This window comes from Terrabacter sp. Soil810 (assembly GCF_001429645.1).
Lineage (GTDB): Bacteria > Actinomycetota > Actinomycetes > Actinomycetales > Dermatophilaceae > Terrabacter.
The window spans coordinates 1,327,166-1,348,973 of sequence record NZ_LMSW01000011.1; the positions used below are offsets into that span (position 1 = coordinate 1,327,166).

General features: G+C 71.7%; 21 protein-coding genes. 16 read left to right on the forward strand and 5 right to left on the reverse strand.

Annotation, left to right across the window (positions count from 1 at the left end; all coding sequences use genetic code 11):
* Positions 1-113 precede the first annotated feature (113 nt).
* On the reverse strand, positions 114-1,577 hold the full coding sequence (gene sepH / locus ASG96_RS12045; protein ID WP_057588045.1) for a septation protein SepH: 1,464 nt from the start codon (positions 1,575-1,577) through the stop codon (positions 114-116).
* Between the two features lie 149 nt (positions 1,578-1,726).
* Here sepH and ASG96_RS12050 point away from each other — a divergent pair, with 149 nt between their 5' ends.
* The 3 genes from ASG96_RS12050 to ASG96_RS12060 all read left to right on the forward strand — a co-directional run bounded on the left by ASG96_RS12050 (position 1,727) and on the right by ASG96_RS12060 (position 4,452).
* The gene (locus tag ASG96_RS12050) at positions 1,727-2,362 is read left to right on the forward strand and encodes a trimeric intracellular cation channel family protein (RefSeq protein ID WP_057588046.1); all 636 of its coding nucleotides are present in this window, start codon (positions 1,727-1,729) and stop codon (positions 2,360-2,362) included.
* Between the two features lie 63 nt (positions 2,363-2,425).
* Positions 2,426-3,553, forward strand: coding sequence for a ferrochelatase (locus ASG96_RS12055; protein ID WP_057588047.1), 1,128 nt, complete (start codon positions 2,426-2,428; stop codon positions 3,551-3,553).
* 11 nt (positions 3,554-3,564) lie between these two features.
* Complete coding sequence (locus tag ASG96_RS12060) at positions 3,565-4,452, forward strand: inositol monophosphatase family protein (protein WP_057588048.1); 888 nt, start codon at positions 3,565-3,567, stop codon at positions 4,450-4,452.
* A 131-nt stretch (positions 4,453-4,583) separates the two neighbouring features.
* On the opposite strand, the gene ASG96_RS12065 is transcribed toward ASG96_RS12060, so the two are convergent.
* Entirely contained in the window at positions 4,584-4,769 is a 186-nt protein-coding gene (locus tag ASG96_RS12065; protein WP_056757977.1) for a hypothetical protein, read from the reverse strand.
* A 350-nt stretch (positions 4,770-5,119) separates the two neighbouring features.
* On the opposite strand from ASG96_RS12065, the gene ASG96_RS12070 reads away from it, so the two are divergent.
* The 5 genes from ASG96_RS12070 (at position 5,120) to ASG96_RS12090 (ending at position 8,022) form a co-directional block, all read left to right on the forward strand.
* Positions 5,120-5,419 carry a DUF4193 domain-containing protein gene (locus ASG96_RS12070; RefSeq protein WP_020145516.1) on the forward strand — a complete coding sequence of 100 codons (300 nt, stop codon included), beginning with the start codon at positions 5,120-5,122 and terminating at the stop codon, positions 5,417-5,419.
* 53 nt (positions 5,420-5,472) lie between these two features.
* Positions 5,473-5,970, forward strand: coding sequence for a dUTP diphosphatase (gene dut, locus ASG96_RS12075; protein ID WP_056757973.1), 498 nt, complete (start codon positions 5,473-5,475; stop codon positions 5,968-5,970).
* A gap of 103 nt (positions 5,971-6,073) precedes the next feature.
* Positions 6,074-6,847, forward strand: coding sequence for a DUF3710 domain-containing protein (locus tag ASG96_RS12080; RefSeq protein ID WP_057588049.1), 774 nt, complete (start codon positions 6,074-6,076; stop codon positions 6,845-6,847).
* 10 nt (positions 6,848-6,857) lie between these two features.
* A complete protein-coding gene (locus tag ASG96_RS12085; RefSeq protein ID WP_056757968.1) occupies positions 6,858-7,286 on the forward strand; it encodes an OB-fold nucleic acid binding domain-containing protein in 429 nt (142 codons plus the stop codon).
* Positions 7,279-8,022 (forward strand): DUF3159 domain-containing protein, encoded by a 744-nt coding sequence (locus tag ASG96_RS12090; RefSeq protein WP_082588749.1) that lies wholly within the window; start codon positions 7,279-7,281, stop codon positions 8,020-8,022. Before ASG96_RS12085 ends, ASG96_RS12090 begins: the two co-directional genes overlap by 8 nt.
* A gap of 23 nt (positions 8,023-8,045) precedes the next feature.
* Here ASG96_RS12090 and ASG96_RS12095 read toward each other — a convergent pair whose 3' ends face one another.
* Positions 8,046-8,732 (reverse strand): TrkA family potassium uptake protein, encoded by a 687-nt coding sequence (locus tag ASG96_RS12095; protein ID WP_056757965.1) that lies wholly within the window; start codon positions 8,730-8,732, stop codon positions 8,046-8,048.
* Positions 8,733-8,754: 22 nt separating this feature from the next.
* Positions 8,755-9,417, reverse strand: coding sequence for a TrkA family potassium uptake protein (locus tag ASG96_RS12100; protein WP_056757962.1), 663 nt, complete (start codon positions 9,415-9,417; stop codon positions 8,755-8,757).
* Positions 9,418-9,622: 205 nt separating this feature from the next.
* Between ASG96_RS12100 and ASG96_RS12105 the strand changes: the two genes are divergently transcribed.
* Both ASG96_RS12105 and ASG96_RS12110 read left to right on the forward strand, forming a co-directional pair.
* Complete coding sequence (locus ASG96_RS12105; RefSeq protein ID WP_056758878.1) at positions 9,623-11,584, forward strand: APC family permease; 1,962 nt, start codon at positions 9,623-9,625, stop codon at positions 11,582-11,584.
* On the forward strand, positions 11,581-12,855 hold the full coding sequence (locus ASG96_RS12110; RefSeq protein ID WP_057588050.1) for a class I SAM-dependent RNA methyltransferase: 1,275 nt from the start codon (positions 11,581-11,583) through the stop codon (positions 12,853-12,855). Before ASG96_RS12105 ends, ASG96_RS12110 begins: the two co-directional genes overlap by 4 nt.
* 96 nt (positions 12,856-12,951) lie before the next feature.
* Here ASG96_RS12110 and ASG96_RS12115 read toward each other — a convergent pair whose 3' ends face one another.
* Positions 12,952-13,419: an N-acetyltransferase gene (locus tag ASG96_RS12115; protein ID WP_056757955.1), complete on the reverse strand. Its 468-nt coding sequence runs from the start codon at positions 13,417-13,419 to the stop codon at positions 12,952-12,954.
* A 115-nt stretch (positions 13,420-13,534) separates the two neighbouring features.
* Between ASG96_RS12115 and ASG96_RS12120 the strand changes: the two genes are divergently transcribed.
* The 6 genes from ASG96_RS12120 (at position 13,535) to ASG96_RS12145 (ending at position 21,726) form a co-directional block, all read left to right on the forward strand.
* Positions 13,535-15,127, forward strand: coding sequence for an HNH endonuclease signature motif containing protein (locus ASG96_RS12120; RefSeq protein ID WP_057588051.1), 1,593 nt, complete (start codon positions 13,535-13,537; stop codon positions 15,125-15,127).
* 156 nt (positions 15,128-15,283) lie between these two features.
* Positions 15,284-15,709, forward strand: a complete 426-nt coding sequence (locus tag ASG96_RS12125; protein ID WP_057588052.1) for a thioesterase family protein — start codon at positions 15,284-15,286, stop codon at positions 15,707-15,709.
* Between the two features lie 67 nt (positions 15,710-15,776).
* Entirely contained in the window at positions 15,777-16,244 is a 468-nt protein-coding gene (locus tag ASG96_RS12130; RefSeq protein ID WP_057588053.1) for a type VI secretion system tube protein Hcp, read from the forward strand.
* Between the two features lie 17 nt (positions 16,245-16,261).
* Positions 16,262-17,554, forward strand: coding sequence for a methyltransferase (locus ASG96_RS12135; RefSeq protein WP_057588054.1), 1,293 nt, complete (start codon positions 16,262-16,264; stop codon positions 17,552-17,554).
* An 86-nt stretch (positions 17,555-17,640) separates the two neighbouring features.
* Positions 17,641-20,445, forward strand: a complete 2,805-nt coding sequence (gene acnA / locus ASG96_RS12140; protein ID WP_057588055.1) for an aconitate hydratase AcnA — start codon at positions 17,641-17,643, stop codon at positions 20,443-20,445.
* Between the two features lie 129 nt (positions 20,446-20,574).
* A complete protein-coding gene (locus tag ASG96_RS12145; protein ID WP_057588056.1) occupies positions 20,575-21,726 on the forward strand; it encodes a C39 family peptidase in 1,152 nt (383 codons plus the stop codon).
* The last annotated feature ends 82 nt before the right edge of the window (positions 21,727-21,808 follow it).

Here is a 21,808-nt window from a genome sequence, read left to right on the forward strand (position 1 = left end):
GCGCCGCACCCGGGCGCCGCGGTCCCCGAATGGTGGGCCTTGGGCCCGGTCGCGGACCGATCCAGTGGCCGCGGCCCCCGAATGGTGGTCGGGTCAGAGGGACGGGGTTTCGTTCAGTCGTTCTTGCGGCCGAACATGATGTCGTCCCAGCTCGGCACACTGGGCCGTCCCGACTTGCGCGCCGGAGGCGCGGGGCGGGGGACGGGCTTGGCGGCCGGCGCAGCGGCCCGCTGCTCGACGACGTCGTAGGCGGTGTCGTCCTCGGGGCCGTCGGCCTCGACGGGAGAGTCGTGACCGGGGGAGGGCGTGTCGTGGACCGCGGGGACGCGTGACAGCGGCCGCGGCTCCTCGCGTCGGCGTGCTCCCGGACGCAGCGGCCGCTCGACGGGGACCGGGTCCGGGTCCGGGTCCGCGAGGACCTCGGTAGCGGCGTCCTCGAGGTCGTCTGATGCCGCGTCTGCAGCACCAGCGACGGCCCCCTCGGCCGGCTCGTCCGCAGCGGGCTCGTGGGCGGGCTCGTGGGCGGGCTCGGCCGGCGTCGCCGACACGTCCGCCACGTCGGGCTGGGCGGCGGAGGTCGTCTGGTGCTCGGGCGCCTGCCGCACCGGCTGGGTGGGCTCGGTGCGCCGCGCCTTGCGCCGGGCGGCGTCGACCCCGACGCGCTGCTCGACCGACCCGGTCTTGACCACCTCAGGGTCGTCCTCGGGATGCGTGTGCGCCGGGGGCGGCAGCTCCTCGCGGGGGTCGCCCGCGAGCTCCTGCAGGGGCAGGGCCTCCTCGGGCGCCTCGTCCAGACCCGGGACCTCGGTGGACTTGGGACGGCGACGACGACCGCGCTGGGCGCTGCGTTCGCGCATGGCGGCCATGAGGTCGACGGTCTCGCCCTCGCGGCGCCGCATCGTCGACGCGCCCACGCCCCCCTCGGCCTCGACGTCGTAGACGCGGCTCGGACGGTTGGAGGCGCTGAGGTGCGGGGCCGGGATCGGGCCGGGTGCCTGCTGGTCCTCGTCCTCGCTGAGCCATCGGGCCTCGTCGTCGACGGCCGTGACGGTGCGGGCGAGTGGGTCGAACTGCCAGACGGCCTCCCGCTCGCGACCACCGGCGGTGAAGAGGAGCAGGACGGTCCAGGCGCCCTTGTCGGTGCGACGTGAGTCCCACCGGGTCCTGACGGAGTCGATCTCGCGGGTGCGCAGGCGCTCGGTGACGCGCTCGTCGAGGGTCGGGGCCGCGCCGTGCGAGCCTCCACGCGGCCGGAGCCGGACCTGGCGGGCGAGGCCGGCGATGTGCTCGCGCTCGGCGAGGATCGGGCCCTCGTAGCGGTGGACCTTCTCGACCGGCCAGTCCGCGCGCTCGGCGACCTCCTCGGCCGTCATGCCGGCGCGGACCATCGCCTGGACGTCCTTGGGCCGCAGCCCACCGGAGATCTCGATCTGGAGCTGGCCCAGCCGCGGTCGGTCGCGCCGCGCCGCGGCCCGGAGCGACTCGTCGAGCGGGACGGAGAAGCGGTTGCCCTCGTCGTCGGCCAGCAGCAGGTGCAATCCGTCCTCGTGGACGCCGACGAGCCTGAGGTGCTGCATGGGTGGGTCTCCCGGTACCGAGTCTGCGTGGTCCTGCCGTGATGGTGCTCCGGTCTCTCGTGCCGGCCGGTGCGCCGTGCTGTCGAGCATGCCACCGGCCCGGGTGCCCACCAAAGCGACCACGCCGCACGGGTACCGTTTGCTCTGGCATGCCTACCACTTTCGCGTCCGCGCAGCTCGCCCTCGACCTCGTCGGCGTGTTCGTCTTCGCGCTCTCCGGTGGGCTCGTCGCCGTCAAGAAGCGTTTCGACCTCTTCGGGGTGCTCGTGCTCGCCTGCGCCGCGGCCCTCGGCGGCGGCATCGTGCGCGACCTGCTCATCGGCGACATCCCGCCCGTCGGCATCAGCGACTGGCGCCTGCTGACCGCCGCGACGCTCGGTGGACTCGTCACCTTCCTCTTCCACCCGGGTGTCGAGCGCATCACCCGCTTCGTCCGGGTGCTCGACGCGGCCGGTCTCGCGGCCTTCGCCGTGTCGGGCAGTCTCAAGGCCGTGACGACGCCCGGGGTGTCGCCCATCGCGGCCGTCCTCGTCGGGGTCATCACGGCCGTCGGGGGTGGGGTGGCGCGCGACCTGCTGGCCGGCCAGGTGCCCGAGGTCCTGCGCCGCGAGCTGTACGCCGTGCCGGCCATGCTCGGGTCGGTCCTCGTCGTCGTCGCAGCCCAGCTCGGGTCGCTCCAGGACTGGGTGCTCTGGACCGCGGCGGGTCTCGTCTTCGCCCTGCGGATGCTCGCCGTCCGTCTCGACCTCAACGCCCCCACCCCGTTGCGCTCCAACCCGACCTGACGCGCTCGGCGCACCACGGGCGACCGGCCCCACGAACCCTGCTCACCCACCGATGGCGGAGACATGACACCAGACGCACCACCGACGCCCGACCCGACCCAGCCCTCGCCGCTCGCTCCGTACGACGCCGTGATCCTGCTCGGCTTCGGCGGTCCGGAGGGTCCCGAGGAGGTCATGCCCTTCCTGCGCCGGGTCACGGCCGGCCGGGGCATCCCGGACGCGCGCCTCGAGGCCGTCGGCGAGCACTACCACCACTTCGGCGGTCGCAGCCCGATCAACGACCAGAACCGCGCGCTCATCGCGGCCCTGCGCGCCGAGCTCGACGCGCGCGGCATCGACACGCCGATCGTCTGGGGCAACCGCAACAGCGAGCCCTTCATCGACGACGCGCTGCGCGAGAGCCACGCCGCCGGACACCGCCGGGTCGTCGCGCTGACGACGAGCGCCTACTCGTGCTACTCCTCCTGTCGCCAGTACCGCGAGAACCTCGCCGACGCCGCGACCACGGTGGCGGACGACGGCGTCGAGCTGCAGATCGACAAGGTCGCGCAGTACGCCGCGCGTCCCGGCTTCGCGGAGGCCAACGCCGGCAAGCTCGTCCGCTCGCTCCGTGCTCTCGACGGCGCCCCCGACTCCGAGATCGCGCTGCTCTTCGTGACGCACTCGATCCCCGACGCCATGGACGACACGTCAGGGCCGGGGGACGGGGAGGGCAACCTCTACCAGCGTCAGCACCTCGCGCTCGCGTCGCAGCTCACCGACGAGGCGAACCGGGTCCTGGGGCGAGACCTCACGGGTGAGCTCGTCTTCTGCTCGCGCTCCGGTCCCCCGACCCAGCCGTGGCTCGAGCCCGACGTCAACGACCGCATGCGTGAGCTGGCGGCCGCGGGCGTCCGCACCGTCGTGACGGCCCCGATCGGCTTCGTCAGCGACCACATGGAGGTCGTCTACGACCTCGACACCGAGGCGCAGGAGACGGCCGACGAGCTCGGCCTCACGCACCTGCGCGTCCCGACGGTCGGCACGGACGCGGTCTTCGTGCGCGATCTCGTCGACGCGCTGCTCGAGCGCGCGGCGGAGGCCCGCGGCGAGGTGGTGCCGCAGTTCGAGGGCAGGATGCCCTCGGTGTGCGCGCCCGGCTGCTGCCCCAACCTGCGCCAGGCCCGACCGGCCCTGTGCGGCAGCGACTGAGGGGCACCGCGATGACCACCACACGCCCCGTGCCCGCCCTGCCCGAAGGAGTCACCGTCGAGGAGCTCGAGCGGCTCTGCGTCGAGCTCGCCGTGCAGGCCTCGCGCTTCATCCGCGACGAGCGCCCGCCCCGGATGGGTGTCGCCGCGACGAAGTCGACCGAGACCGACGTCGTGACCGTCATGGACCGACGATCCGAGGAGCTGCTCCACCGGCTCATCCAGGCGGCCCGCCCCGACGACGGCATCCTCGGGGAGGAGGGTGCCGACGTCACCGGCACCTCAGGCCTGACGTGGGTCGTCGACCCCATCGACGGCACGGTCAACTACCTCTACGAGATCCCGGCGTATGCCGTGTCCGTGGCCGTCGTCGTCGGCGACGCCCGGTCGCAGGGCGGTTGGACGCCGGTCGCGGGCGCCGTCGCCGACCCGTGCCGGCGTCTCGTCCATCACGCCGGTCGGGGCACCGGTGCCTGGACCAGCCCCGAGGACCCGGCCGAGGGCGTGGCCCCGACCCGGCTCTCGGTCTCGTCGGAGGACCGCCTCGCCCGCACGCTGCTCGCGACCGGCTTCGGCTACGCCCCGGAGGTACGAGCCCGCCAGGCCGAGGTGCTCCTGCGGGTCCTGCCCCTCGTCCGCGACATCCGGCGCATCGGCAGCGCAGCCCTCGACCTCGTCCGCGTCGCCGACGGCTCCGTCGACGCCTACGCCGAGGCGGGGCTCAACGCCTGGGACCTCGCAGCGGGGTGGCTGGTCGTCGAGGAGGCCGGAGGTGTCGTCGTCGGTGCCGGGGACGGCCCCGACTCCTCGCCCGGCGCAGCCCTCACCGTCGCTGCCGGGCCCGCTCTCGTCGAGCAGGTGCGCGCCCTCTTCGGCGCGCCGGAGGGCGCAGCCGACTGACCGTCACGTTCTCGGGCGAGGGCACACGACGAACGCCCCACCCGGCCGAGCCGGGTGGGGCGTTCTGTCGTCCTGGGGGAGCGGACGGCATACGCCCGCTCGTGTCGTGTGGTGTGTCGCCGGGACGGCGCTCAGGCCGCCTGGAACGGCTCGAGCTCGGGGACGCGGATGCCGTTCTCCGTGGCCAGACGGGCAAACGACTCCAGCTCGCCGGTGTGCACCTGCACGCGGTAGTCGTCCCCCGCCTGTCGCGCGTCGGCGAGGTCGCCCAGCGCGTCGTTGACACGTTGCCTGATCTGGTCGACGAACTCGGTCATGGGTGCCACCTCCGGGCCTGGGGTTGTCGATCGGTCGAGTCCGGAGACCCTACCGCGCCGTAGGAACCCCAATGTGCACCCGCGATGGTCGACGGATGGCAAAGCGCAGGTGAACTGTTGGTCCGAAAAGGGCAGGTGTGGGCGGTGCCGGCGGGTCCCGTCTCAGGCCTTGGCTCGGGCGACGTGACAACGCGGTGGGGATCGGGCACCATACGCGCACGCGGACATGTTTCGTCGCTGTTAACAACGCCGTTGACCGCACGGGGTTTCTCGGGAACAAGCACGAGCCCACGAGCGTTCTCCGCGTCACAGACCGCAAGGCGCAGCACGAGTAGAAGTGAGACAACGAGATGGCAACTGATTACGACGCGCCACGCAAGACTGACGACGACCTGAGCGAAGACTCCATCGAGGAGCTGAAGTCCCGTCGGGTCGACAAGACGTCGTCCAGCGTGGACGTCGACGAGACCGAGCAGGCCGAGGGCTTCGAGCTCCCCGGCGCCGACCTCTCCGGCGAGGAGCTGTCGGTGCGCGTCCTGCCCAAGCAGGCCGACGAGTTCACCTGTGGGCGTTGTTTCCTGGTCCACCACCGCAGCCAGCTCGCCAAGGAGAGCAACGGCATGATGATCTGCACGGAGTGCGCGGCCTGAGCGCATTCCACCCCGGGCAGCACCACGGCCAGGAGCAAGTAGGGTCGGTCCTCGTGACCGACCCTTGTGCTGTCCCGGTCCGGAGGCTCGACCCCGACCTGCCCCTGCCCGGCTACGCGCACCCCGGTGACGCCGGCGCCGACCTCTGTTCACGTGTCGACGTGACCATCGCCCCGGGGGAGCGGGTGCTCGTCCCGACGGGCGTCGCCCTGGCCCTGCCGGCAGGTCACGCGGGGTTCGTGCACCCACGCTCGGGGCTGGCGGCCCGCCACGGCATCTCGATCGTCAACGCCCCCGGGACCGTCGACGAGGGCTACCGGGGGGAGATCCTCGTCAACCTCGTCAACCTCGACCCGCGCGAGCCGTTCACGGTCCGACGGGGCGACCGGATCGCCCAGCTCGTCGTCCAGCGCGTCGAGCGGGCGCGGTTCGTCGAGGTCGATTCGCTCGACGAGACCCGTCGGGGGGACACTGGACACGGATCCACCGGTGGGTTCGGTCCCGCGGGCGCCGCCTCGCCGACAGCGGGGGAGACGCCCACCGGGGCGTGATCATCGGATACGGTTCGCCGGGCGCTGCGTCAGCGCCGCGACGACCACCTCTCCGGCCGGGCACGACGCCCGCCGGGCAGCAGGACTCTAAGGACGGAATGACGTGGGACTCTTCAGCCGGGGCAAGTCGAAGGACCGCCCGGACGGCGGTGCCGTGGACGCGGACCTGACCGACGACCTCGACCAGGACGAATTCGGCCCGGGTGCCGGGCTCGACGGGGAGGCCGACGGTGACGGCGTCGCCGCGGTCACATCCCGCCCGCTCGATCGCAGCGAGGTCGAGGACGACTCCGACTACCTCAACCTCGGCGCCATCTGGCTGCGCGGGCAGCAGGGCATGGAGCTGCGCCTCGAGGTCAACGAGCAGGAGCAGCAGATCACCGGAGTGACCGCCGTCATCGGCGAGTCGGCCGTGCAGCTGCAGGCGTTCGCCGCACCGCGCACCGAGGGCGTCTGGATCGACATCCGCAACGAGATCGCCGCGAGCATCGTCGATGCCGGTGGCACCGCCGAGGTCCTCACCGGCGAGTTCGGCGAGGAGCTGCTGACGCGGATGCCCCAGGCCGGCCCGGACGGCCGGACCGTCTTCATGCCGGCCCGTTTCGTCGGCGTCGACGGGCCCCGCTGGTTCCTCCGCGCCGTGGTCTCGGGCCGGGCCGCGATCGAGCCCGCTGCCGCCGAGGCGGTGCACGACGTCATCCGCACGACGGTCATCGACCGTGGCGAGGAGGCCATGCCGCCACGCGAGCTGCTGCCGCTGCGCCTGCCCGACGCCGACGGCGCCGCCCAGGCGGGCGAGCCCGGTGACGCCGACGCGGCCGGCGGGCCCGACCTCAACCCGTTCGAACGCGGCCCCGAGATCACCGAGGTCCGTTGATGACCGGCCCGTGCCCCGCACCGCGTCCCGCCGGGACGCGCTCGTGACCACGGGCCAGCCCGGCGCGCTGCGTCGCCTCACCGAGCGCCTGACGCGCTCGTCGCACGAGCACGAGGCCGCCGAGCTGCGCCGTGAGTCCTCGGACCTCGTGGGCGTCGTGCACATCGGCGACGCTCCCCAGCGCATCACCGTCACCGTGCGCGGTGAGGTGCGGTCCGTGACCCTGCGCCCCCGTGAGGAGACGCCCGCGCTCGACGTGGAGGTCTGGGACGGCACGGAGTCGCTGCACCTCGTGTGGCTCGGCCGTCGGCGCATCGCCGGCATCGTGCCCGGGTGCAAGATCCAGGCCACGGGCCGCATCACCACCCGCCGGAAGGTCAAGACGATGTTCAACCCGGCCTACGAGATCATCGGCCGGGCGGGGCAGGCGCATGGCTGACGCCGAGGGCAGGACCACCGTGCCGAGCGGCGAGGGTGAGGGCGCGGGTGAGGGCGACGCGATCGTCCGCTCCGAGGCCGACCTGCGCCGCTACGACACCGTCGAGGAGCTGCTGCGCGACAAGCTGTCCGAGGCTCTCGGTGGCTGGCGCGGCGCCGTCGAGTCGGCCGTGCCCACCCTCGCCTTCGCGCTCGTGTGGGCCCGCACCGAGAACCTCCGCACGTCGCTGATCGTGGCCGGCGTCCTCGTGGGCGTCCTCCTCCTCGTGCGGCTCGCCCAGCGCCAGGACCCTCGTTTCATCGCGTATGCCGCTGCGGGCGTGGGCATCTCCGCCTTCTTCGCGCTCCGGTCGGGTCGGGCCGAGGACGCCTTCCTGCCTGGAATGCTCCAGAACGCCGGGCTGCTCGTGCTGCTGCTCGTGACGAACCTGACCCGGTGGCCGCTCTTCGGCTTCGTCGTCGGGGTGGCCGAGCCCGAGGCTTTCGCGGAGGACCCTACGTGGTGGCGGCGTCACTCGGGCATCGTCACGGTCGCCGCCCGGCTGGCCTGGGTGCTCATCGCGCTCAACGTGGTGCGGCTCTCGATCATGGTGCCGCTCTACCTCGCCGAGCAGGTCGCCGCGCTGGGCGTGGCCAAGGTCGTCCTCGGCTGGCCCGCCTACCTGCTCGCCATCACGGCGATGGGGGCCATCCTGCTCCGCGGCCGCACCCCGATCGACCCCTCGAGGATCGCCTGACGGTCGCCGCCGGCGATTCGGGGTCAGTCCTCGAGGGTCGTGTGGTGCCGCTCGCCCGGCGCGACGAGGTCCTGGAGGCGGTCCTCCTGCTCCGTCGTCGTGATGAAGAGCAGCTCGTCACCGGCCTCGATCGCGTCGTCGGGCGTGGGGGCGAGCGGTCGCTCCTCGCGGATGATCGCGACGAGCACGGTGTCGGTGGGCCAGTCGACGTCGCCCACGCGGCGCCCGGCGAACGGGCTGCCGTCGGGCAGGGTGATCTCGACCATCGAGGCCCGGCCCTGCTGGAACTCGAAGATGCGCACGAGGTCGCCGATGCTCACGGCCTCCTCGATGAGGGCCGTCATGAGACGGGGCGTCGACACCGCGACGTCGACGCCCCACGACTCGTCGAACATCCACTCGTTCTTGGGGTTGTTGACGCGCGCGACGGTGCGCGGGACGCCGAACTCGGTCTTGGCGAGGAGCGAGAGCACGAGGTTGGCCTTGTCGTCGCCGGTGGCGGCGACGCACACGTCGGACTCCTCGAGCCGAGCCTCCTCGAGCGCGGCGAGCTCGCACGCGTCGGCGAGCAGCCACGAGGCCTCGGGCACGCGGGAGGCCTGGACGTCGTCGGCGTCCTTGTCGATGAGCAGCACCTGGTGGCCGTTGCCGAGCAGCTCACGGGCGATGGAGCGGCCGACGCTTCCGGCTCCGGCGATGACGACGCGCATGGGGTTTCTTCTCCTGTGCCGGTCAGTGGGCGGCCGGGGCCTGGTCGCAGAGCCGCTCGACGCGAGCGAGGTCGTCGCGCGGGACGGTGAGGTGCACGAGGTCGCCCTGCTGGACGACCATGTCGGGCCGGGGGAGCGTGCCCTCGCCGAGCCGGGTGACGTAGGCGACCCGGGCCCCGGTCTGCTCCTCGAGGTCGGTGAAGTGCCGCCCGATCCAGCCCTCGGCGAGGGGGACCTCGGCGATGACGATCTTGCCGCTCGGGTCGGTCAGCTCGGGCACGGCGCCCTGGGGCAGCAACCGCTGGATCATCTGGTCGGAGGTCCAGCGCACGGTGGCGACGGTCGGGATGCCGAGGCGCTGGTAGACCATGGCGCGCTGGGGGTCGTAGATGCGAGCCGCGACGTGCTCGACCCCGAACGTCTCGCGCGCGACGCGGGCGGCGAGGATGTTGGAGTTGTCGCCGCTGCTGACGGCCGCGAACGCGTAGGCCTCCCGGATGCCGGCGGCGATGAGGGTGTCACGGTCGAAACCGATGCCCGTGACCGTCTGGCCCTCGAAGGAGGTGCCCAGCCGCCGGAACGCGGAGGCGTCCGCGTCGATGATGGCGACGTCGTGGCCGTTGCGGCCCAGGGTGCGGGCGAGAGTCGACCCGACGCGGCCGCAACCCATGATGACGAAGTGCACGGACGCGACGCTACACCGTGAGCCCATCGCCCACCCCGCAGGTCACGCAGGCTGCCCGGGCGGGCGAAACGGTCGGGACGGCATACGCTCTCGGGGCCGTGTCCACGACGTCCCGAGTGGGTCAGTGCAGCGGAACGATCCGTCATACAGTTGCGTCGTGCCCGGTACCGGTTCGCTGTTCAAGCGCCTCCTCCTCGGTCGCGCGATGCGCAGCGACAAGCTCGGGGAGACCCTCCTGCCCAAGCGGCTCGCGCTGCCGATCTTCGCGAGCGACGCGCTCTCCTCGGTGGCCTACGCGCCCGACGAGATCCTGCTCATGCTGGGCCTCGCCGGTGGGACCTTCGTCGCGACGCACAGCTGGCAGGTCACGATCGCGGTCGTCCTCGTCATGGTCGTCGTCGTGGCGTCGTACCGGCAGAACGTCCACGCCTACCCCTCGGGCGGCGGCGACTACGAGGTCGCGACCGTCAACCTCGGACCCCGGGCGGGACTCACCGTCGCCAGCGCCCTCCTCGTCGACTACGTGCTCACCGTCGCGGTGTCGATCTCGTCCGGCGTGCAGAACGCCGCCACAGTGCTCGGGTTCGTGCGCGGGCACGAGGTCATCGTCGCCGTGGCCCTCATCGCCTTCCTCACGGCGATGAACCTGCGCGGCGTCCGGGAGTCGGGCAAGGCCTTCGCCGTGCCCGTCTACGCCTTCATGCTGGCCATCATCGGCATGGGCATCTACGGCTTCTTCCAGCACTTCACCGGCAGCCTCACCCCGGCCGAGAGCGCGGGCCTGACGCTCAAGCCCGAGGAGGGCCAGGGCCTCACCGGGCTCGCCGCGGCGTTCCTCCTGCTCCGGGCCTTCTCGTCCGGCTGCGCCGCCCTCACCGGCGTCGAGGCCATCAGCAACGGCGTGCCGGCCTTCAAGAAGCCGAAGAGCACCAACGCCGCGACGACCCTGCTGCTCATGGGGACGCTGTCGATCGTCATGCTCGGGTCGATCATCGCGCTCAGCCAGTGGACCGGCGTCAAGATCGCGGACGACCCCGGCGCCCAGCTGCTGCGCGACGGGCAGCCGGTCGGCGACTCCTACGTGCAGCACACGGCGATCGGCCAGCTCGCCGAGTCCGTCTTCTCGAACTTCCCGATCGGCGTCGTCTTCGTCTCGATCGTCACCGGCCTGATCCTCGTCCTGGCTGCCAACACGGCGTTCAACGGCTTCCCGGTGCTCGGCTCGATCCTTGCCCGCGACGGCTACCTGCCGCGGCAGATGCACACGCGCGGCGACCGGCTCGCCTTCAGCAACGGGATCCTCATCCTGGCCGGGGCCGCCATCGTCCTCGTGATCGTCTTCAAGGCCGAGGTCACCGCGCTGATCCAGCTCTACATCGTCGGGGTGTTCGTCTCCTTCACCACCTCACAGGTCGGGATGGTGCGGCACTGGACGCGCCACCTCAGGCTCGAGCGCAACCCCAAGGAACGGGCGCGGATGCAGCGCTCGCGCGTCATCAACGCCGTCGGTGCCGCCATGTCGGCGACGGTGCTCATCGTCGTGCTCGTCACGAAGTTCCAGGCGGGCGCGAAGTACGCGATCCTCGCGATGGTCGTCCTCTTCGCGCTCATGCTCGGGATCAAGAAGCACTACAACCGAGTCCGCGACGAGCTGGCGATCGACTGGGACGTCGAGCGCCCGATGCTGCCGAGCCACGTGCACGCCATCGTCTGCATCTCCAAGGTGCACAAGCCGACGATGCGCGCGCTGGCGTACGCCCGGGCGAGCCGCCCCTCCTACCTCGAGGCGGTCACCGTCGACGTCGACCCCGACGAGACCCAGGCGCTGCTCGACGAGTGGGACAAGCGCGAGATCCCGGTCCCGCTCAAGGTGCTGTCCTCGCCGTACCGCCAGATCACCAAGCCGATCCTCGACTACGTCCGCTCGATCCGCAGCGGCAACCCGCGCGACATCGTCACCGTCTACCTGCCGGAGTACGTCCTCGGGAAGTGGTGGGAGCAGGTGCTCCACAACCAGAGCGCCCTGCGGCTCAAGGCCCGGCTGCTCTTCACCCCGGGTGTCATGGTCGTCAGCGTCCCGTGGCAGCTCCAGTCGTCCGAGGGCGCCGAGCGCGACTGGATCGACGAGCCGCCGATCAGCGGGTCCGTGCGCGGCGGGGCGCTGTGAGCGGTCGCCAGAACCGCGAGCGCGCCGCCGGCGGAGAGTCGCTCGTGGGCCGGGAGTGGACCGTCGAGGTCGGCCCCGTCGCCCACGGCGGTCACTGCGTGGCCCGGCACGAGGGGCAGGTCGTCTTCGTCCGCCACACGCTGCCCGGCGAGCGCGTCGTCGCGCGCGTCACCGAGGGGCGCGTCGGTGACAGCTTCGTCCGCGCCGATGCTGTCGACGTGCTCGAAGCAGCGCCCGGACGCGTCGAGGCCCCGTGCCCTTATGCCGTCCCGGGAGGCTGCGGCGGCTGCGACTTCCAGCACGCGTCGCTCGACACGCAGCGGGCGCTCAAGTCGGCCGTCGTGCGCGAGCAGTTCGCGCGCGTTGCCGGTCTCGACGTCGACGTCGACGTCCAACCGGTGCCCGGCGACGAGGCGGGCCTGCGGTGGCGCACCCGCGTCGAGTTCGCTGTCGACGGAGCCGGGAGGGCCGGGTTGCGCGGCCACCGGTCGCGTGACGTCGTGCCCGTCGACGACTGCCTGATCGCCACCCGCAGGGTCATCGACTCCGGGGTGCTCGACACCCAGTGGCCCGACCTCGAGTCGGTCGACGTCGTCGATGCCGTGCACCCCGAGGAGCCCGTGCTCGTCCCGCTGCCCGCGCCAGAGGGAGGGGGCGGCGGCGGTCTCGTCGGCGAGCTCGCTCGCGACGGGGACTGGGAGGGCGAGTACGTCGTCGCCGCGCGGGGCTTCTGGCAGGTGCACCCGGGTGCGGCCTCGACGTTCCTGACCCGCGTGACGACGCTGCTCGGGGCCGAGCCAGGCGACCGCGTCCTCGACCTCTACGCCGGGTCGGGACTGTTCACGATGCGCCTCGCTGAGCTCGTCGCGCCCGACGGCGTCGTCCTCGGCGTCGAGGGCGACCGCCGAGCCGTCGAGAACGGGTCGGCCAACACCGAGCACCTCGACAACGTCGAGTGGCGTGCCAACCGCGTCGACCGGGAGCTGCGCTGGCTCGTCGGACAGGACGTCACCGCCGACCTCGTGGTGCTCGACCCTCCCCGCACCGGCGCCGGCAAGGACGTCATGGGGCTGCTCGCGCAGATGGGCCCGCGCCGCGTCGTCTACGTCGCCTGCGACCCGTCGGCCCTGGCCCGAGACGTCAAGGCGGCCGGCACCCATGGCTACGACCTGGTCTCGCTCGAGGCCTGGGACGCCTTCCCGATGACCCACCACGTCGAGTGCATCGCCGTGCTGGAGCCACGAGGCGAGTCGACGCGACCTCAGGCCTGACGGCCGGGCGGTCCCCGCCCTGGGCGGGCTCCTCCTCCTCGTCGACGGGTCATCGGCGTGGTCCGTGGGCGCCACACGCTCACGGGCGAGCCGGTGTCAGGGGCGCCGCTCCATGCGGTGCTCGGGGGGCTCGTCGGGGGGCCAGTCGTCCGGGACGCCCATGTCGACGAATCCAGCCCGTTCATAGGACTTCCTCGCGGGCGTGTTGTCGCTGCGGACCATCAGGTAGGTCGTCCTGCCCTGAGCCGCCGCCCAGTCCGCGACCGCGTCGATGAGCCGGCCGGCGACACCCGTGCCTCGTGCAGCGGGGGCCACCCACATCGAGATGAGCTCGACCCACGCCTCGCCGACAGGTTGTCCGCTGACGACACCGAGATCTGTCGTCGCTTCGTGCGCCAGGAGCGTCAAGGGAACCAGGGTCAGGCGGGACTGCCAGCGCTCGGGCGGGGCGTCGACCCAGTCGGCATGTCGCGAACCGAAGGCCGCTGGAGACTCGGACAGCGAGGCCAGCCGCACCCTACGGAACCTCTCCCAGTCGGCGGGTCCGATCCGTGTGATGTCCACCTGGCGAACCTAGCAAGAGCCCTGCGGGGCCAGACGTCCGGAACCGGGCCTGGGTGGCCGTCGGTGCGCGTCTGCCACGACAGTGACTGTCGGTGGCTCGTACCAGTGTTCGATCATGGAGTTGGGGGGCGCCATCGAGAGCAGCGAGGTCGCTGGCGTGCTTGCGTTCCTCACCCAGATCCCTGCCGATGTCTTCGATGCGCTGGCGCCGGTCGCGCAGGCAGCCGTCGTGTGTCGCGTGGTGCCGGAGCGCCTGCGCACCCTCGACACGGCGAGCGCCGAGGCGGTCCTTGCCGTCGCGCAACGCGCGATGAACGTCCTCAGCGCCGTCCAGGACCTGGCCCTGGCCGCCTGCGTGCGCCGTGAGGAGCTCGATCTCGCAGACCTCGACGGGGACTGGGCCGACGGGTCCGAGTACCGCCCGTCGTCGGTGAAGATCGTCGCCTCCAGCGTCGCGCCCATCCTGCGTTCGACCCCCCGTGGCGCCGAGTCGCGGGTCTCGGATGCCCTCTGCCTCGTCGAGGACCTCCCGCGCACTCTGGCGTCCGCGCTCGACGGGCGGCTCACCCCGCGGCAGACCGGCGTCCTGGTGGACCGGGCCGGACTCGTCGCGGTCGATGGCCGCCCGGCCTTCGACGCCGTCGTCGTCGAGGGAGGCGGGGTGGAGTCGTTGACACCCGCTCGGCTCCGACGAGAGTGCGAGCGTGCCGCCATGGCGATCGACCCGGCGGCCGTTCATCGTCGATCGGAGCACGGTCTGCGTGACCGCTTCGTCCGGGTGGAGCCGGGACTCGACCCGGGTACGACGTGGTGGAAGGCCTCGCTGCCCGCGCGGGACTCGATGCAGGCGTGGGGTGCCGTCGACGAGCTGGCTCACGAGTACGTGCGCGCTGATCCTGCCCGTTCGATCGACCAGGCCCGGGCGGACGCCTTCCTCGACCTGCTGCTGGGCAGCGCTCAGGTGTCCACGACCGTCGAGCTGGTCGTGCCCACCTTCACCGACCCCGCGATGGACGATCAGCGCAGCGCTCCGCCCCAAGGTCATGGCCATGCTGTCCCAGACACCGCTTGCGCAGACCCTCCCTCCTCCATGCCGCTGGCTGACCTGCGTCCCGGCGCCCCGTCTCGTCAGCAGGGTCCGCCGTATGGCCCCAACCTGCCGGCATCGGTCGACGCCTGTTCCGACGACCTGGGACTCATCGCGGGTCCCCGGCTCGCGTCGGAGCACGCGATCGGGTCCGAGCTCTTCGAGCGCGAGAGACGATGGCGACCGCCGAACGTCGGCGTCCGACATCCACGGTTCGGCTGGATGCTCTCGGCGGTGCTGGCAGAGGTTCTGTCCGACCCTGATGTCGTGCTGCGCGTGACTCGAGCAGACGCGTTGACCGGCGTCACGGTCGCGCGTGACCCAGCCAGGTATCGACCCAATGCCGCTCTCTCCCAGCGGATTCGAGACCGCGACCGCACCTGTCGTTTCCCGGGGTGCGGCGTCGCGGCACGACGGTGCGACCTCGACCATGTCGTGCCCTTCCCCGGCGGCTCGACCTCCGAGTCCAACCTCGTCTGCCTGTGCCGCAGCCACCACGGCTTCAAGCACCACGCCGGCTGGACGCTGACCATGGATGCCGACGGCACATGCACATGGACCTCGCCGACCGGACGCTCCTACGTGACCCGCCCGGCGGACCTGAGGCTCGACGCTGCATGAGCCAGCCTCAGCGTGAGGCTGGGTGACCACGGACGGGCCGGCGACGCAGCCACCGTTGCCTCCCGAGGACCTGCTCGCGTGACCGTGTGACGGCGTGGGGCCACGCCCGGGGAGGGCCGGGGTCGAGAGGTGTCGCTGCCACGAGACCATGGGGGCATGTCGTTCAGCTACCCCGTGGCCGTGAAGTTCTCCGAGATCGACTTTGCGGGCGTCGTCTTCAACTCCCACTACCTGATGTGGTGCGAGGACGCGAAGATGGCGTTCCTCGACCACCTCGGCTACGGGCCCTACCGCTTCACCGACGAGCACCGGCTCGCGCTGGTGCGTCACGCCGAGATCGACTGGACCGCCAGCCTCAAGCCGCTCGACCACGCGGACATCCGCGTCGTCGTCGACCGGATCGGCACCTCGTCGTTCACCCTCCGCCACGAGATCTGGCGCCGGGGCGAGCACCCGCTGCTCACGGCCACGTGCGTCATCACCTACGTGTGGTTCGACACCGAGGCCGGCGAGAAGGCCGCCCTCGACCCACACTTCCGCGAGGCCCTGACCAGCGCGGACGCCGGCGACGGGCACCGGTGAAGGCCTTCTGGCCCGGCTCCCGCGGTGCTAGCGTCGACGCACGTGCTCGGCATCGGGTGGAGGCGACATGGATGCGTTCATGAAGTTCGACGGCATCGAGGGCAGCAGCCAGAGCAAGGACCACAAGGGCGCGGTCGACGTGCTCTCGTGGAACTGGGGCGTGACGACCCCGACGAACGGCTCGGGCAGCGGCGGTTCGTCCGGCCGCCCACGAGCCCACGAGTTCCGGATCGTCCACCACTACGATCTCGCGTCGCCGCACCTCGCGTCGTTCGCCGCGACCGGCAAGCACCTCAAGGACGCGACGCTCAACGTCGCCCACTCCGGTGCGCGCAAGGACTTCCTCACGGTGACGATGAAGGACCTCGTCGTGACCGAGGTGCTCGTGTCGGGTGACGAGGACGACGTCGACGAGGAGGTGGCCCTCCAGCCCGCGTGGATCCGCTTCGACTACGCCGAGCCCGGGCCCGGTGGTGGTGCGTCGGGCCGGACCTCCAGCGTCACGTGGGACATCCGATCGAACAAGATGGGCTGACCACCGGCTCCGGGCACGTGGACGGGCGCCGGGACGCGCTCGACGTCGTGATCGAGAGCGCGCTGGAGCGGCTGCGCGCAGGTGACGGTGCAGGGGCCGAGTCGGCCCTGGCCGAAGCGCCGGAAGGACACGACGACGTACGCGTGCTGCACCCTCGAGCCGCCGCTGCGCACCTGCGTGGGGACGTCGAGGCCGCCGAGCGGCTGATCTCCGCCGCTCTCGCGGCGACCACGGATCCAGTGGTGGTCGCGAGCCTGCACAACGACCTCGGCAACATGCGCCTGGAGGCCGGGGACCCGGCGGCCGCCGCGGAGGCGTACGCGGCCAGCCTCGCCGTCCATCCGGACGACGCCCCGACGTGGGCCAACCTCGCCACGGCGCTGCGGATGGCCGACGACCCGGTCGGTGCCGGCCGGGCCGGGCTCAGGGCCCTCGAGCTCGAGCCGCAGGGTGCGCTGGGACGGGCGGCCGTGACCGCGGCCGTGCTGTCCCTGTCGGGTCGTGGCCGGGAGGGCGACGCGCTCGACCTCGTGCGTCGGTGGGTGCGACTCGACCCCGACCACCCGGGCGCCCGGCACCGTCTCGCGGCCCTCGGCGGCCTGCCTGTCCCCGACCGTGCACCCGACGAATACGTCGAGACGCTCTTCGACGCCACGGCCGACGCGTTCGACCCGCACCTCGCAGGCCTGCGCTACCGCGCACCGGACCTCGTCGTCGACCGGGTCGCCGCGCTCGTCGGTGAGCCGGCCGGCGACCTCGACGTGGCCGACCTCGGCTGCGGCACCGGCCTCGTCGGGGTGCTCGTGCGGCCCTGGGCGCAGACCCTCGTCGGGTGCGACCTGTCGACCAACATGCTCCGGCACGCGCAGGTTCGCGGCTGCTACGACGTGCTGCACCGGGCGGAGCTCGGCGCGTTCCTCAGGGCCCAGCCCACGGCATACGACCTCGTCGTCTGCGCCGACACGTTCTGCTACCTCGGCGACCTCCGCGCCGTGACGGCCGCGGCTGCGCACGCGCTGCGGCCGGGCGGCGCCGTGGTCGCGACGGTCGAGCGGCTCACCGACCCGACGGGGGAGTGGCGGCTGATGCCGTCGGGACGCTACGCGCACGCCGAGGAGCACCTTCGGGCCGCCTCGTGCGCGGCCGGTCTGGAGGAGGTCGTGACCACCCCCGTGCACCTGCGTCTCGAGGCGGGCGTCCCGGTCGAGGGCCTGCTGTGGTCAGCCCGTCGGCCCTCCCGGAAGGGCCACCGGACAGGGGGCGACAACAGCGCGAGCGGAGGGAAGGATGGGCGGGTAGGGGTGGACTGACAAGGTCGAACGCGTGTGGTTAGATATATCTTGACGTCAAGATAAATCGAGCACCGTGACATCAGAGTTGCTGGAAGGAGCCCGTCGTGGGCAGTGTTGACAGCTTCAAGGCCAAGGGGACCCTCGAGGTCGATGGTCAGTCCTACGAGATCTACCGGCTCGCAGGCGTGAAGGGGCAGGAGACCCTGCCGTACAGCCTCAAGGTCCTCCTCGAGAACCTCCTGCGCACCGAGGACGGCGCGAACATCACCGCCGACCACATCAACGCCGTGGGTTCGTGGGACGAGAATGCCGAGCCCGACACCGAGATCCAGTTCACGCCCGCCCGCGTGATCATGCAGGACTTCACCGGCGTGCCCTGTGTCGTCGACCTCGCCACCATGCGTGAGGCCGTCGCCGACCTCGGCGGCGACCCGGCCAAGATCAACCCCCTCGCGCCGGCCGAGCTCGTCATCGACCACTCCGTCATCATCGACGTCTTCGGCCGTGCCGACGCCTTCGAGCGCAACGTCGAGATCGAGTACCAGCGCAACCGCGAGCGCTACCAGTTCCTGCGCTGGGGCCAGACGGCCTTCGACGACTTCAAGGTCGTCCCGCCGGGCACCGGCATCGTCCACCAGGTCAACATCGAGCACCTGGCCCGCACCGTCATGGTCCGCGAGATCGACGGCGAGCGCGTGGCCTACCCCGACACCTGCGTCGGCACCGACTCCCACACCACGATGGTCAACGGCCTCGGCGTGCTCGGCTGGGGCGTCGGCGGCATCGAGGCCGAGGCGGCCATGCTCGGCCAGCCCGTCTCGATGCTCATCCCGCGCGTCGTCGGCTTCAAGCTGAGCGGTTCGATCCCCGTCGCCGCCACCGCCACCGACGTCGTCCTCACGATCACCGAGATGCTCCGCAAGCACGGCGTCGTCGGCAAGTTCGTCGAGTTCTACGGCGAGGGCGTCTCGCAGGTGCCGCTCGCCAACCGCGCGACCATCGGCAACATGAGCCCCGAGTTCGGCTCGACCTGCGCGATCTTCCCGATCGACGAGGTCACCCTCGACTACCTGCGCCTCACGGGTCGCTCGGACGAGAGCGTCGCCCTCGTCGAGGCGTACGCCAAGGAGCAGGGGATGTGGCTCAAGGCCGGTCCGGACCAGCCCGAGGCCCGCTACAGCGAGTACCTCGAGCTCGACCTGTCGACGGTCGTCCCGTCGATCGCCGGCCCCAAGCGTCCCCAGGACCGCATCGCGCTCACCGATGCCAAGGACGCCTTCCGCAAGGTGCTCCCGACGTACGTCGCGCACGAGGAGGGTGACGCGGGTGCCGCCTCGTCCTTCCCGGCCAGCGACCCGACGCCGCAGGGCACCGTCGAGGGCACGAACGGCGGCGACCGCCCGGCCGACTCCGGTGGCGTCAGCGGCCGCCCGTCGAAGAAGGTGTCGGTCACCGACGCCGAGGGCCGCGAGTTCGAGATCGACCACGGCATCGTCTCGATCGCCTCGATCACGAGCTGCACCAACACGTCCAACCCGTCGGTCATGATGGCGGCCGCGATGCTCGCCAAGAGCGCCGTCGAAAAGGGCCTCTCGGTCGCCCCGTGGGTCAAGACGTCGATGGCTCCCGGCTCGAAGGTCGTCACGGGCTACTACGACAAGGCCGGCATGTGGCCCTACCTCGAGAAGCTGGGCTTCCACCTCGTCGGCTACGGCTGCACGACGTGCATCGGCAACTCGGGCCCGCTCAACGACGAGATCTCCAAGGCGATCAACGACAACGACCTCGCCGTCACGTCGGTCCTCTCGGGCAACCGCAACTTCGAGGGCCGCATCAACCCCGACGTGAAGATGAACTACCTCGCGAGCCCGCCGCTCGTCATCGCCTACGCCCTCGCAGGGACGATGGACTTCGACTTCGCGTCGCAGCCCCTCGGTCAGGACACCGACGGCAAGGATGTCTTCCTCGAGGACATCTGGCCGGCGCCGGCCGACGTCGAGCGCACCATCGCGGCCTCGATCAGCCAGGAGATGTTCACCGAGGACTACGCCGACGTGTTCGCCGGCGACGAGCGCTGGAAGTCGCTGCCGACGCCCGAGGGCGACACCTTCGCGTGGGACGGCGAGTCGACCTACGTCCGCAAGCCGCCGTACTTCGACGGCATGTCGATGGACACGACCCCGGTCGCCGACATCGACGGCGCTCGCGTGCTCGCCAAGCTCGGTGACTCGGTCACGACCGACCACATCAGCCCGGCCGGTGCCATCAAGAACGACAGCCCCGCGGGCAGGTACCTCGCCGACCACGGCATCGAGCGCAAGGACTTCAACTCCTACGGCTCGCGCCGCGGCAACCACGAGGTCATGATCCGCGGCACGTTCGCCAACATCCGCCTGAAGAACCTCCTCCTCGACGGCGTCGAGGGCGGCTTCACGCGCGACTTCACCAACGGCGGAGAGCAGTCGACGATCTACGACGCCGCGCAGCGCTACGCCGAGGCGGGCACGCCGCTCGTGATCCTCTCGGGCAAGGAGTACGGCTCCGGCTCGTCGCGCGACTGGGCTGCCAAGGGCACGAGCCTGCTCGGCGTCAAGGCCGTCATCGCCGAGAGCTACGAGCGCATCCACCGCTCCAACCTCATCGGCATGGGCGTCATCCCGCTGCAGTACCCAGCCGGCCAGAACGCCGACTCGCTCGGCCTCGAGGGCACCGAGACCTTCTCGATCACCGGCATCACGGCCCTCAACGAGGGCTCGACGCCGAAGACCGTCAAGGTCGTCGCCACCAAGGAGTCGGGCGAGACGGTCGAGTTCGACGCCGTCGTGCGCATCGACACCCCCGGTGAGGCCGACTACTACCGCAACGGCGGCATCCTCCAGTACGTCCTGCGGTCGCTGGTCACCAGCTGACCCGCATCGCAGCACGGCCCGACGGGCCCGTATGCCGTACGCCACGGCATGCGGGCCCGTCGGCGTGGGCGCGGGGCGTGCCAGGGACCCGGCGGGGTGGCATGCGCGGGCGGGTGGCATGCTCGTCGCGTGAGCGAGCGACACGCGGTCCTGACCGTCTGGGAGACCGGCTTCGCCTGGTCGGCGTCGCCCGATGTCGCCTACGCCGACGTGCACGTCGAGGGGTCCGAACCCGTGACCTACCGCGCCCGTGTCTGGGAGTCGCCGGTCGTCGAGTCGCCTTTCGCTGCAACCGAGCTCATCCCGTCATGGAACGCCCGCACGCCTGCCGGGACGTGGCTGCACGTCGAGGGCCGGGTCGGCGACGAGTCCGGGTGGACCCCGTGGTTCACCTTCGCCCGATGGGCCGAGGACGACCCGGCGGGGGAGTCGCCGATCACCCGGACGACGCTGCGCGGCCAGGCCTTCGACGCCGGGCGCGTCTCGACGGACACGTGGCTCTCGGCGGCCGGCCGGGGCGTCGAGCGGTGGCAGCTGCGCGTGACTGCTCTCGCCCGTCCCGGTGACGAGATCGCCTGGCCCACGGTGTCCCTCGTGGCCGGGGCGGCCTCGCGCTTCGAGATCACCCCTGACGAGCCGACCAGCGAGCCGGGCCCGGGCCGAGGCCACGAGGTGGGGGTCCCGCCGCACTCGCAGCGCCTGCACGTCGACACCTTCCCCGAATGGGACAACGGCGGGCGGTCGTGGTGCTCACCGACGTCGACGACGATGCTCCTCGAGCACTGGGAGCGCGCTCCCGGCCGCGACGACGTGGCATGGGTCGGCCACGACACGGACCCCGAGGTGGTGCACGGTGTGCGCCGCGTCTACGACCGCTCGTACGGCGGAGCGGGCAACTGGGCGTTCAACACGGCGTACGCCGGCGCGCGCGGCCTGCGGGCCTTCGTCACGCGGCTGCGCGACCTGAACGAGGCCGAGGCGTTCGTCGCGTCCGGTATCCCGCTCGTCGTGTCGGTGAGCTTCCGCGAGGACGAGCTCGACGGTGCCGGCTACGCGACCGAGGGCCACCTGCTGACCATCGTCGGCTTCACGGCCGAGGGTGACGTGGTCTCGAACGACCCGAACTCGCACCGGATCGCGAGCAACGACGAGGTGCGCACGGTCTACCGCCGCGACCAGCTCGAGCGGGTCTGGCTCGGCACGAACGGCGGCCTGACCTATGTCATGCACCCCGCCGACGTGGCGCTGCCGACGTCGCCGGCCGAGGCGAACTGGCGCTGACGCGTCATTTTCCTCCCCGGACTGTCCTCATCGCGAGAATTTCCGACGCAGAACCCCCATGCGGCGAGGACCGGGTGTTGAC